Annotated in this window: 9 protein-coding genes; 4 read left to right on the forward strand and 5 right to left on the reverse strand. The window is 53.9% G+C overall.

What is annotated here, in order from left to right; translation table 11 throughout:
• The first annotated feature begins 2 nt into the window (after nucleotides 1–2).
• Nucleotides 3–356 (forward strand): MmcQ/YjbR family DNA-binding protein, encoded by a 354-nt coding sequence (locus ABLU88_RS17730; protein WP_004097793.1) that lies wholly within the window; start codon nucleotides 3–5, stop codon nucleotides 354–356.
• 2 nt (nucleotides 357–358) lie between these two features.
• Here ABLU88_RS17730 and ABLU88_RS17735 read toward each other — a convergent pair whose 3' ends face one another.
• The 3 genes from ABLU88_RS17735 to uvrA all read right to left on the reverse strand — a co-directional run bounded on the left by ABLU88_RS17735 (nucleotide 359) and on the right by uvrA (nucleotide 4,047).
• Complete coding sequence (locus ABLU88_RS17735) at nucleotides 359–676, reverse strand: hypothetical protein (protein ID WP_004097794.1); 318 nt, start codon at nucleotides 674–676, stop codon at nucleotides 359–361.
• 2 nt (nucleotides 677–678) lie between these two features.
• Nucleotides 679–1,089: a hypothetical protein gene (locus tag ABLU88_RS17740; RefSeq protein WP_025107699.1), complete on the reverse strand. Its 411-nt coding sequence runs from the start codon at nucleotides 1,087–1,089 to the stop codon at nucleotides 679–681.
• Nucleotides 1,090–1,221: 132 nt separating this feature from the next.
• Nucleotides 1,222–4,047 carry an excinuclease ABC subunit UvrA gene (uvrA, locus tag ABLU88_RS17745; protein WP_004097797.1) on the reverse strand — a complete coding sequence of 942 codons (2,826 nt, stop codon included), beginning with the start codon at nucleotides 4,045–4,047 and terminating at the stop codon, nucleotides 1,222–1,224.
• 246 nt (nucleotides 4,048–4,293) lie between these two features.
• Here uvrA and ssb1 point away from each other — a divergent pair, with 246 nt between their 5' ends.
• Entirely contained in the window at nucleotides 4,294–4,821 is a 528-nt protein-coding gene (ssb1, locus tag ABLU88_RS17750) for a single-stranded DNA-binding protein SSB1 (RefSeq protein ID WP_004097799.1), read from the forward strand.
• Between the two features lie 86 nt (nucleotides 4,822–4,907).
• Here ssb1 and ABLU88_RS17755 read toward each other — a convergent pair whose 3' ends face one another.
• Nucleotides 4,908–6,521 carry a lytic transglycosylase F gene (locus ABLU88_RS17755; protein WP_348837386.1) on the reverse strand — a complete coding sequence of 538 codons (1,614 nt, stop codon included), beginning with the start codon at nucleotides 6,519–6,521 and terminating at the stop codon, nucleotides 4,908–4,910.
• Nucleotides 6,522–7,116: 595 nt separating this feature from the next.
• Here ABLU88_RS17755 and ABLU88_RS17760 point away from each other — a divergent pair.
• A complete protein-coding gene (locus tag ABLU88_RS17760) occupies nucleotides 7,117–9,378 on the forward strand; it encodes a TonB-dependent siderophore receptor (RefSeq protein WP_348837388.1) in 2,262 nt (753 codons plus the stop codon).
• Between the two features lie 269 nt (nucleotides 9,379–9,647).
• Here ABLU88_RS17760 and ABLU88_RS17765 read toward each other — a convergent pair whose 3' ends face one another.
• Entirely contained in the window at nucleotides 9,648–9,998 is a 351-nt protein-coding gene (locus tag ABLU88_RS17765) for an AraC family transcriptional regulator (RefSeq protein WP_025107696.1), read from the reverse strand.
• Nucleotides 9,999–10,443: 445 nt separating this feature from the next.
• On the opposite strand from ABLU88_RS17765, the gene bamA reads away from it, so the two are divergent.
• A complete protein-coding gene (bamA, locus tag ABLU88_RS17770) occupies nucleotides 10,444–12,867 on the forward strand; it encodes an outer membrane protein assembly factor BamA (protein WP_025107695.1) in 2,424 nt (807 codons plus the stop codon).
• Nucleotides 12,868–13,014: the final 147 nt, after the last annotated feature.

A 13,014-nucleotide genomic window follows, 5' to 3' on the forward strand; every position in this document is an offset into this window, starting at 1 on the left:
AAATGACAATTTCGGATTTATTGCAGTACTGCATGGCAAAGCCGGGCGCCGAACAAAGCGTACATAGCGACTGGAAAGCGACGCAGATCAAAGCGGCGGACGTCCTGTTTGCGATGGTAAAAGAGGTTGAGGACAACCGGCCTGCGGTATCGTTAAAGACCAGCCCTGAGCTTGCGGAACTGTTGAGGCAGCAGCATCGCGATGTTCGCCCCAGCAAACATCTCAATAAAGCCCACTGGAGTACGGTGTTTCTTGACGGCTCCCTGCCTGATTCACAAATTTATTATCTGGTGGATGCTTCCTACCAGCAGGCGCTTGATTCGCTTTCCGAGGCTAAGCGTAAGCTGTTGCCATAGCGCTAAATTCTGCCCAGCAGCGCCAGCAGGGTCACATCAAACAGACGAAGCAGCGTGGACTGCAGATGCGCCTGCATGGCGATCTGTTCGTTGTTGGCGCGAATGCTGGCAATATCGCGCTGCCCTTGCAGGAGCAGAATGAGGTCGTCCTGACTTAACCAGCCGCGCGCTTTCTCCTGTAACGCCTGTAGCGTGAGCATCCCGGCGTCGCGAATGTCGCTGTCTTCATCATTTACAATCGCGTGCATAAGCTGCAACCACTCTGCCGTATTCACGCCGGCGCCGGCCAGCTGGGCGCTTAACTCTTCTATGGTGGACATGCTTATCTCCCTGAACGCTGTTGTTCGCCGTTGATGGCCTGCTGGTAAAGTTTTTCCGTCTGTTGCGCCAGAATTCCGGCCTCGAAAGGCGTCAGCGCTCTCTCCTGGGGGACGACGCGCCGGTACAGCCGCTGATAATTTTTCTCCAGTACGTGAAGATTACTCTGCCGTAGCGCATCGCTATTGCTTAACGCCAGGCTGAATAGCGGGCGAATCTGGCGATCCTCGTAACTGAGCAAGCGTTGGTCGAGTGGCGCTGCCGCCGCGTCGCTGATGAACTGCAGATGAAGCTGTTCCAGCATCAGCAGCTGCTGATGAGCCGTGCTGCTGTAGCCGTCTATCCAGCTGCAGGCGGTCAGCGCGAATAACGCCGCGACGAGCGTAAATCGATAAAGTCCGTGCTTTAAGTACATGATGCATCCTGCAATTTATGGCGGTGGTGCTATCTGATGACAGATGCCGTCCGGCCGCAAATCACAAAATATCAGCGGGAGAAAATGAGAGGAAATGAGGCCTCTTCCCGGGACGGGAAGAGGCAGATGAGATTACTTCAGCATGGGCTTGAGGAAGCGAGCCGTATAGGAGGCCTCGCACTCGGCGACCGTTTCCGGCGTACCGGAAACGAGGATCTCTCCGCCGCCGCTTCCGCCTTCCGGCCCAAGGTCAACGATCCAGTCAGCCGTCTTGATGACATCCAGGTTGTGCTCAATCACCACGATGGTATTCCCCTGGTCGCGCAGCTGGTGCAGAACCTCAAGCAGCTGCTGAATATCGGCAAAGTGCAGACCGGTGGTCGGTTCATCAAGGATATACAGCGTTTGCCCGGTACCGCGTTTGGACAGCTCGCGCGCCAGCTTGACGCGCTGGGCCTCGCCGCCGGAAAGCGTGGTAGCCGACTGACCAAGGCGAATATAGGTCAGACCGACGTCCATCAGCGTTTGCAGCTTACGCGCCAGCGCCGGAACCGCATCGAAGAACTCACGCGCTTCTTCAATGGTCATATCCAGCACTTCATGAATCGTTTTGCCTTTGTACTTAATCTCCAGCGTTTCGCGGTTATAGCGTTTGCCTTTGCACTGGTCGCACGGTACGTAGATATCCGGCAGGAAGTGCATCTCGACTTTGATCACGCCATCGCCCTGGCAGGCTTCACAGCGGCCGCCGCGCACGTTAAAACTGAAGCGGCCGGGCGTGTAGCCACGCGAACGTGATTCAGGTACGCCGGCAAACAGTTCACGGACCGGCGTAAAGACGCCGGTGTAGGTTGCGGGGTTAGAACGCGGCGTACGGCCGATGGGGCTCTGGTCGATATCGATCACTTTGTCGAAATGTTCCAGCCCCTGCACGTCGCGGTAAGGTGCCGGTTCCGCGATGGTGGCGCCGTTGAGCTGACGCTGGGCAATCGGGAACAGCGTGTCGTTGATCAGCGTGGATTTACCCGACCCGGAAACGCCGGTGATACAGGTGAAGAGGCCCACCGGCAGCGTCAGCGTCACGTCTTTCAGGTTGTTGCCGCGCGCGCCGGACAGCTTCAGCACTTTCTCCGGATTGGCGGGTACGCGCTGTTTCGGCACTTCGATTTTACGCTTGCCGCTCATGAACTGGCCGGTCAGCGATTCCGGCACCGCCATAATATCTTCCAGCTTGCCTTCAGCCACGACCTGACCGCCGTGTACCCCAGCCCCCGGGCCGATATCGATAACGTGGTCGGCGGCGCGAATGGCGTCTTCATCGTGCTCAACGACAATCACGGTGTTGCCGAGGTTTCGCAGGTGGATCAGCGTGCCCAGCAGGCGTTCGTTATCGCGCTGGTGCAGGCCGATAGAGGGCTCATCCAGTACGTACATGACGCCGACCAGGCCTGCGCCGATCTGGCTGGCGAGGCGGATACGCTGCGCTTCGCCGCCGGAGAGGGTTTCCGCCGAACGAGAGAGCGTCAGGTAGTTCAGACCGACGTTGACGAGGAATTTCAGGCGATCGCCAATCTCTTTCAGTACTTTTTCAGCAATTTGCGCACGCTGGCCGGAGAGCTTCAGGTTGTTGAAGAAGTCCATCGCGTGGCCGATGCTCATATCCGAGATGGTCGGCAGCGGGGTATTCTCCACAAACACGTGCCGCGCTTCGCGCTTCAGGCGGGTCCCTTCACAGCTGGTGCAGGGACGGTTGCTGATGAATTTCGCTAACTCTTCACGTACTGCGCTGGATTCCGTCTCTTTATAACGGCGCTCCATATTATGCAGCACGCCTTCGAACGGATGGCGGCGCACCGAGGTATCGCCGCGATCGTTCATATATTTGAATTCAATATTCTCTTTGCCTGAGCCGTACAGAACCACTTTTTGTACGCTGCTATTCAGCGTGCCCCAGGGCGCTTCCACATCGAATTCATAATGTTCCGCCAGCGACTTCAGCATCTGGAAGTAGTAAAAATTGCGCCGATCCCAGCCGCGAATCGCCCCGCCAGCCAGCGACAGCTCTGGGTTCTGAATGACGCGTTCCGGATCGAAATACTGCTGGACGCCGAGACCATCGCAGGTCGGGCAAGCGCCAGCCGGGTTGTTGAAGGAGAACAGGCGCGGTTCCAGTTCGCGCATGCTGTAGCCGCAAATCGGGCAGGCGAAGTTGGCGGAAAACAGCAGCTCTTCGGCTTTCGGATCGTCCATATTGGCGACGATGGCGGTGCCGCCAGATAGCTCCAGCGCGGTTTCAAAAGACTCGGCCAGGCGCGTGCTGAGATCGTCGCGCACCTTAAAGCGGTCAATCACCACTTCAATGGTGTGTTTCTTCTGCAGCTCCAGCTTCGGCGGATCGGAGAGATCGCAGACCTCGCCGTCGATCCTCGCGCGGATGTAGCCCTGCCCGGCGAGGTTTTCCAGCGTTTTGTTATGCTCGCCTTTGCGCTCTTTAATGATCGGCGCCAGCAGCATCAGGCGCTGGCCTTCTGGCTGGGAGAGCACGTTATCGACCATCTGGCTCACGGTTTGCGCCGCCAGCGGGACGTCGTGATCCGGGCAGCGCGGCTCGCCAACGCGCGCGTACAGCAGACGCAGGTAGTCGTGAATTTCGGTAATGGTGCCTACCGTTGAACGGGGGTTGTGGGACGTTGATTTCTGTTCAATGGAAATCGCCGGCGACAGCCCTTCAATATGGTCGACGTCGGGCTTCTCCATCAGCGACAGGAACTGCCGCGCGTAGGCGGAGAGCGACTCAACGTAGCGACGCTGCCCTTCGGCATACAACGTGTCGAAAGCCAGTGAGGATTTGCCTGAACCCGAAAGCCCGGTGACGACAATGAGTTTGTCGCGCGGGATGACGAGGTTGATATTTTTGAGATTGTGGGTGCGGGCGCCCCGAACTTCGATCTTATCCATTCACCTTTCCCGGTAGATACGCGGATTGCCTGGTTTGTTAGAAGGACAAACGGCAGAAACGGCTAATTATGACACAATTTAACCTGTTTGAATATACAGTATTGGAATGCATTTTCCGGTGGGATGTGTAAAAATGTCGCACCGCGAGAGTTATCTGGAACCTACTTCCCAGCTATCAACATAGCACCTGGAAATGGTACACTCGCGCGTTTACACTATTAAGAAACGCATTCAGGAGACACAAACATGGCCAGCAGAGGCGTAAACAAGGTGATTCTCGTCGGTAATCTGGGCCAGGACCCGGAAGTACGCTACATGCCGAGTGGTGGCGCAGTTGCCAACATTACGCTGGCTACTTCCGAATCCTGGCGTGATAAAGCGACCGGTGAGATGAAAGAGCAGACCGAATGGCACCGCGTTGTGCTGTTCGGCAAACTGGCGGAAGTGGCCGGCGAGTATCTGCGTAAAGGTTCTCAGGTCTATATTGAAGGCCAGCTGCGTACCCGTAAATGGACTGACCAATCCGGTCAGGAAAAATACACCACCGAGGTTGTCGTTAACGTTGGCGGCACGATGCAAATGCTCGGCGGTCGTCAGCAGGGCGCGGGCGCCCCGGCAGGCGGTGGTCAGCAGCAGGGCGGTTGGGGCCAGCCTCAGCAGCCGCAGGGCGGAAACCAGTTCAGCGGCGGCGCGCAGTCTCGTCCGCAGCAGCAGGCGCCAGCTGCCCCTTCCAATGAGCCGCCGATGGACTTTGATGACGATATTCCGTTCTAACGAAGCGTTAGCGTCGTAAAGTCATCTCTGAAAAAGCCCCTGTTCGGGGCTTTTTCTATTTTGTCACCCAGGCCATCTGCGCTATTTCACTGCGTGGCAGGTGTGGCAGGTGTGGCAGGTGCGGCAGGTGCGGCAGGTGCGGCAGGCGTGGCAGGTGTGGCAGGTGCGGCAGGCATCCCCACTGTCGGCACGACCTGATTTTTGGAGGCCGTCGTCGCCTGCTGTTTACGCGCTATTTCATCCACGATCAGCCGGTAAGCGATGTAATACTTATAGATATTGCTGACATAGCTTACGGTCTCGGAGCCGATCTTCTCGGCGGCCAGATACTCCACGTTGCCAAACCAGACGTTCGGATCAAAACCGCGCTTTTTGGTATCCGCCCGCAGCCGGGCGATGCGCGCGGGGCCCGCGTTATAAGAAGCGAATGAGAACAGCGCCTTATCAAGCTGGGTCATCGGTTCATCGCCATAGTAGCGGTCTATCATCCAGCGCATATATTTCACCCCGGCATGAATGTTGGGGTCGAGCTGCTTAATATCGCCGACCTTCAGCTCCTTGCCGGTGCTCGGCATTACCTGCATAACGCCAATTGCGCCGACGTGGCTACGCACCGACTGATTTAGCCGCGACTCCTGATAGCCCTGCGCGGCCATCAGCAGCCAGTCAACATCGTAGCGATCGCCATATTTGCGGAAGATCTCCACCATGGTCAGAAATTTACGCCGCTCTTTTTGCGCCGCCGCGTTTTTAACGTACCTGGCATCCTTCAGGTAGCGCAGCAGAATCGTATTACCCAGCTTGCTGCCCTGACGATTCTTGTTGATGAATTCATTAAGCAAGGCCAGCAGCTGCGGGCTATTGTTGCGTACCGCCCAGCCGATATTGCCTTCCTTGCGCAGAATGATGTTCTGATGAACCTGAATGTTGGGGAAAACCTGTTTCCAGAACAGAGCCTTGTGGCGGTCGACGACGGTCAATGGAATCAGGCCCGCGTTAAGCATCTCTATCAGATCTTCATCCTCCAGCGCTTCGGGCGCCGGTTCGATGGTGATGGGGGGCAGCGATTGCTGGGCAAAGCGCGCGTTGAGCGCGACCAGGCTCTCGTAATAGCTCGATGAGGTACGCACAAAGACCGTTTTACCGGAAAGCTGCTGCAGATTTTCCACTTTGGGCGAGCCGGGGCCGGAAAGAAGCAGCTCCTGAACGTGAGAGTAGATTGGCGCGGTAAAGGTCATCTCCTGCTGGCGAGCGGGGGTAATCGTCAGGTTGGCGGCGATAATATCCCCCTTACCAGCGTTAAGCGCGCTGATGAGCTGGTCGCGGGCAACCGGAACAAAGATGATACGGACCTTAAGATGACGATGTTTGAGCTTTTTCTCCTTCGTCAGGCTTTGATTGAGGCTTCGCTCAAACTCCATAAAAATATCGTGAGTGGCGCCGCGCTGCGTCCCTTTGTTAATAAAGAAAAAGGTTTTGCTGAAGGTGGTTAATACGCGAATGGTTCGCCGGTCGAGCATACCCGGTAAATCTCCCTTCCATGGCTGCAGCATATCGTCAACGTTGACTTCCAGGGCCTCGCGCTCCTCGGGCTCTGACAGTTTATTCTCTGTGGCGGCGTAAACGGATGTGAAGCATAGCAGGGCGGCAAGGCATGCAAGTCCGCCGACAAGGTATCGATAGAACGACGACGTATTCATGGCGCGGTGCTCCGCAGGAGGATTTCCTTATTTTAGTCAATTTCTGGCCGTTAGCATGCCCGGCGATCGAGAATGTCGGTCGGTTAATCAGCTATTTTATTAATTAACAGGCTCAGTATTTATAGTGAAATAATAAAGAAATAAATATCGGTAATTATGGAGAGAATATGCTCAGATTGTGTTTTTTTAGTGTGGATATATTTTGATTATTTAAAGTGCAAATAAGGAGTAAACGTAAGTAATTATTTCATCTTTTTGTTTTTATTGAATTATTTAAAATTATTGCTGTGATGCATAATTATCCACTTGATAATAAATCTCATTTCTAATAACGTTGTGTGGCACAATACTCCTATTACTGCTGTTCGGCGAATGCTATCAAAGAATAGCGCGGTGCGTTTATTTCTTCATTTTTGCCAGAGTAATAAATCTATTTTGGTCGCTCATTATTTATTGCTATCCCTATTTAAACGGGAGGGCCTGACTACGCCAAAAAAAGAGATGTTACGCCAGGCATGGAAGACATGACCGGTGTTTATCTGGCGGATGAAGAAGGCGTGCCCCGACGGCTAAAAAGAAAAACAGGGCATATTCCATGAAATACGATTCACACTACTCGCTGGCCGTGCTGATCCCGATGGCCATCTGGGGAGGGATGCTGCCGGCGCAGGCCGCTGACAGCAACACGCCAGACGATACGAAGAAATCAGAAACGGCTACGGCAAATGATGACGAAACCATGGTGGTCACCGCGGCGGCGCAGACGCTGCAAGCGCCCGGCGTATCGACCATCACCGCTGAGGAGATCCGTAAACACCCGCCCGCGCGCGATGTCTCCGAGCTGATTCGTACCCAGCCCGGCGTCAACCTCACCGGCAACTCCACCAGCGGCCAGCGCGGTAATAACCGTCAGGTCGATATTCGCGGCATGGGGCCGGAGAACACCCTGATTCTGGTGGATGGTAAACCGGTGACCAGCCGTAATTCCGTGCGCTATGGCTGGCGCGGCGATCGAGATACGCGAGGTGATACCAGCTGGGTACCGGCGGAAATGATCGACCATATCGACGTGATTCGCGGCCCTGCGGCGGCCCGCTACGGTAATGGCGCGATGGGCGGGGTGGTAAATATCGTCACCAAACCGGCCACCAGCGAATGGCATGGATCATGGAATACCTATATGAACGCACCTCAGCACCGTAAAGAGGGCGCGACGAAGCGGACAAACTTCAGCCTCAATGGCCCGCTATCGGATGAGGTCAGCTTTAATTTATGGGGAAATCTGAGCAAAACGCAGGCCGATGCCCAGGATATTAATTCCGGTCACGAAGCGGCGCGAACCGGTAGCTATGCGGGATCGTATCCGGCTGGACGCGAAGGCGTAGTGAATAAAGATATCCACGGTAAGCTGCGCTGGGAATTTGCGCCGATGCAGGCGCTGGAGTTTGAAACCGGCTACAGCCGCCAGGGCAACCTGTATGCAGGCGATACCCAGAATACCAATACCAGCACGCTGGTGAAAAGTATGTACGGTAAAGAGACCAACCGCCTCTATCGTCAGACTTATGGCGTCACGTGGACCGGCGGCTGGGATAACGGCGTGACCAGCAATACTTACGCGCAGTATGAGCACACCCGTAACTCGCGTATGAACGAGGGTCTGGCGGGGGGAACGGAGGGGATCTTCTCCAGCAGCGAATTCTCCGATATCGACCTGTCGGATGTGCTGCTGCACAGCGAGGTGAATATTCCGTTTACCCTGGGATTCGAGCAGAATCTGACGCTGGGTACCGAGTGGAACCAGCAGCGGATGAAAGATGGCGTATCGACCACCCAGTCGCTCTCTTATGGCTCCATTGACGGTATCTCGGCAACCGGGCGTAGCCCCTATTCCAGCGCCGAGATTTTCTCGCTGTTTACCGAAGATAATATCGCGCTGACCGAGAGCACTATGCTGACGCCGGCTCTGCGCTTCGACCATCACAGCATCGTTGGCAATAACTGGAGCCCATCGCTGAACCTCTCGCAGGGGCTGTCGGATGACTGGACGCTGAAGCTGGGCATCGCCCGCGCCTATAAAGCGCCAAACCTTTATCAGCTCAACCCGAACTATATTCTCTACAGCAACGGCCAGGGCTGCTATGCCAGCAGCTCAGCCTGTTACCTGATGGGGAACAGCGCTCTGAAGGCGGAAACCAGCGTTAATAAAGAGATTGGCCTTGAGTATAAGCACAACGGCTATCAGGCGGGGCTGACCTGGTTCCGTAACGACTATCATAACAAGATTGAATCGGGCTACTCGGCGGTGGGAACGGCCAGCAACGGCACGACCAATATTTATCAATGGGAAAACGTACCGAAGGCGCTGGTTGAAGGGCTGGAAGGCTCATTAAACCTGCCGGTAAGCGAAACGGTCAACTGGAGCAACAACCTGACGTGGATGCTGCAGAGTAAGAACAAGACCACCGGCGATCGCCTGTCGGTGATCCCGCAGTTCACCCTTAATTCGACCGTCAGCTGGCAGGTACGCGACGATCTTTCGCTGCAGAGTACTTTCACCTGGTATGGCCGACAAAAACCTAAGCGCTTCAACTATAAGGGCGAGGCGGTATCCGGCAGCGAGCTGAATGAAGTGAGCCCGTACAGCATCGTCGGGCTCAGCGCGACCTGGGATGTGAATAAAAACCTGAGCCTGACCAGCGGCGTGGATAACCTGTTCGATATTCGCCACTACCGCGCCGGTAACGCGCAGACCACGGGGAATTCGACGACCGGCGCCTATCTGTATGGCGCGGGCGCGGAGACCTATAATGAATCGGGTCGGACGTTTTATGTCAGCGTGAATACGCACTTCTGATTATCTACTCAAACACCCGCCGGGATAGTGAACTATTCCGGCTTTTTATTTTTTATGTCGGGGAAAAAGGCCGGAGATATAAATGATGACAAAATCTCCACGGCTTCTACACAATTAACTCAACTTAGCAGCTTACACTGTTTCCTGTTGATCGGGTCTGCTTGATCTCGGAAACGATTAACGGTGGCATCCTGCCATTTCCATTCTAACGTTGTGTTCCTCTTCCCCCTTCCATTCCCAACCGCAGCAATGCGGAGGAGGGGGATCCCCTATCCGGAGATACACAGGATTTTGCGAAACTGGCCAGGCGTAATCGCATAGTATCTTTTAAAGGTACGGTTAAAGGCGCTGATATCTTCATAGCCCGCCATAATACAAATATCAACGATGCGAAAAGCCGGTTTAACCTTTAATAAATCAAGGGCTAATTGCATCCGCTGTTGGCGAATATAGGCCATTGGCGACATATTAAAATAGTGACGAAACAGGCGAAAAAGATGCCATTCAGAATAGCCGGAAAAGAGGCTCAGCGCCCGCATGGTGAGCTTCTTTTCAAGATTGTTTTTTATCCATTGCACCAGCTCGCTAAGCACTGAACGCTGAATTTCATTTCGTGGCATGATATCTACTCATTTCATTATAATGGCAATCTGGCTGCATAATTTATTCACTGTCTCTTCATTTTATCTACGGGGTTATAGGTTAGTTTGTGGCTGTTCCTGGTTTATCCCAGAGAGCATCATTCCTAACAAGATCTTTTTCCCCCTTTCAATCAATGAGAAAGGGGGCTTTTTGTTTTTTTAATTAAAAAACAAAAGATGTTGAATTTTAATGTTGTCAGGAAATGCTTATCTGACTGGGTGGGAGAAGGAAAGTTCCATTAGAAAATAATTTTTTCACCATTCTCATATATCCATTTTTTCTCCATTTTCTCGTCATAATTGCGTGCAATTCTGCGCCTCGTTCAGGTTATTTAAAACGGCGTCAGAATCTGTCTGGCGCAATGAACTGCATTATTCCCAGCAGGTATCTGCTATTGCCAAATATCTTTTAGACGACACCTCCATGCTAAAAAAAACGAGTCTCATCGCCGGTCTATTGATTTCCCCTTTAACGCTTTACGCATCAACCGCCTATACGGTAGATGACATTCGTTTCGAAGGGCTACAGCGCGTTACCGTTGGCGCTGCGCTACTGAGCATGCCTGTTCATACGGGAGAAGAGGTTTCTAACGAGGATATCAGTGATTCGGTCCGCGCCCTGTACGCCAGCGGCAACTTTGAGAACGTGCAGATCCTGCGCGATGGCAGCACGCTGGTGGTGCAGGTCACAGAGCGGCCAACCATCGCTAAAATCAGCTTTTCCGGGAATAAATCCGTTAAGGATGATGCCCTCAAGGAGAATCTGGCCGCCAGCGGTATTGAAGAAGGCAGCGCGCTGGATCGCAATGCGCTCACGGAAATAGAAAAGGGGCTCCAGGATTTCTATTACAGCGTCGGGAAATATAGCGCTCAGGTCCATGCTGTCGTCACGCCGCTACCGCGTAATCGCGTTGATTTAACCTTTGTCTTTCAGGAGGGGGTATCGGCAAAAATTGCGCAAATTAATATTATTGGCAACCAGGCCTTTAGCGCAGAAACATTGCTGGACCAGCTGCAGCTTCGCGACAGCGTTCCGTGGTGGAACGTGATTGGCGATAAGAAATACCAAAAGCAAAAAATGGCGGCGGATCTTGAGACCATCCGTAGCTATTATCTCGATCGCGGCTACGCGCGTTTTACCATTAACTCCAGTCAGGTCAGTATTACTCCGGATAAAAAATCGCTGTATATCACGATCAATCTTACCGAAGGCGATCGTTATAACGTGGCCAGTACGGTCGTGACCGGCGATATGGCGCAGCATAACCAGGAAATTGAAGCGCTGGTGAAGCCTTTAGCGGGGAAATGGTACAGCGGCGCGGAAATCACGGCGGCTGAGAACAGCATTAAGACGCTGCTGGGAAAATACGGCTATGCCTGGCCGCAGGTTAATACCGCGCCGGATATTGATGAGACGAAAAAAAGCGTCGTTTTGCATATTAACGTCAATGCCGGACGCCGTTATTCGGTTCGTCAGATTCGCTTTGAGGGTAACGATACTTCCCGCGATGCGGTGCTGCGTCGCGAAATGCGCCAGATGGAAGGCGCGTGGCTGAATGACGAGAAAGTCGAGCAGGGGAAAACGCGGCTGGATCGTACCGGATTTTTTGAAACCGTCGACAAGCAGATCGTTCCGGTAAGCGGTAGCCAGGATCAGGTGGACGTGGTCTATAAGGTGAAGGAGCGCAATACCGGCTCCTTTAACGTTGGTCTGGGCTTTGGTACCGACAGCGGCGTGAGCTACCAGCTCGGCGTCACTCAGGATAACTGGCTGGGGACCGGCAATAGCGTCAGCTTCAACGGCACGCGCAACAGCTACCAGTCCTATATTGAGCTGGGAGCGACGAACCCTTACTTCACCGTGGATGGCGTCAGCCTCGGCGGCAAAATTTTCTACAACAGCTACGACGCCTCGGATGCCGATTCCGGAAGCTACAACCAGCAAAGCTACGGCGTTGGCAGTACGCTGGGATTCCCGATTAGCGAGAATAACGCCCTCAACCTTGGCCTGGACTATGTCCATAACCGCCTGACCAATATGGAGCCGGAGCTCACCACCTGGAGCTATCTTAACTCACGTGGCATCTATCCTGACGTCGTCACCAAAGACGGCGACAGCGGTGCGACCTATAGCGCCAATGACTATTTTGCCAGCGTTGGCTGGAGCTATAACAACCTCGATCGCGGTTTCTTCCCGCGGGCTGGGAATAAAAGCAGCCTGACCGCCAAGGTCACCGTACCCGGTTCGGATAACAGCTATTACAAAGTGACTTTCGATACCACCCAATATATGCCGCTGGCCGAGAGCAAAAGCTGGGTATGGATGGAGCACCTGCGCGCGGGCTATGCCGATGGGCTGAACGGCAAATCGGTGCCGTTTTACGATAACTTTTATGCCGGCGGATCGTCGTCGGTTCGCGGTTTTTCGTCGAATACGATTGGCCCAAAAGCGGCTTATTATCGTTGTAATGGTTCTGAAAGCAGCTACAGCACCTGTCCGCTGGACTCATCATCCGATGCGGTTGGCGGTAACGCGATGGCGGTGCTGAACAGCGAGTTTATTGTGCCGACGCCGTTTGTGAATGACAAATATGCCGACAGCCTGCGAACGTCGCTATTCCTCGACGCCGGTACGGTATGGAGCACCTCCTGGCAAAATACCGGCCAGACGCTGGCGGCCGGGATCCCGGACTATGGCGATCCGTCACATATCCGGATGTCTGCCGGGATTGCGGTGCAGTGGATGTCGCCACTGGGCCCGCTGGTGTTCTCCTGGGCCGAACCCTTTAAAAAATACGATGGTGATAAAGCCGAGCAGTTCCAGTTTAATATTGGTAAAACCTGGTAATCCTGCTGCTTATTATTTGAAGGAGAGCTCGGTTCTTTGTGGTAAATGCTAAAAATAGTACCGCAGGCTACCGCTGTGGGTAGCCTGTAATTAATTGTCAGTATATTCTTATTTATGTATATTCCTGCGGGGCGCGCTTCTGGCTAT

It is taken from the genome of Klebsiella sp. GW_Kp182 (assembly GCF_040062275.1).
GTDB classification, from domain to species: Bacteria; Pseudomonadota; Gammaproteobacteria; order Enterobacterales; family Enterobacteriaceae; genus Klebsiella; species Klebsiella michiganensis.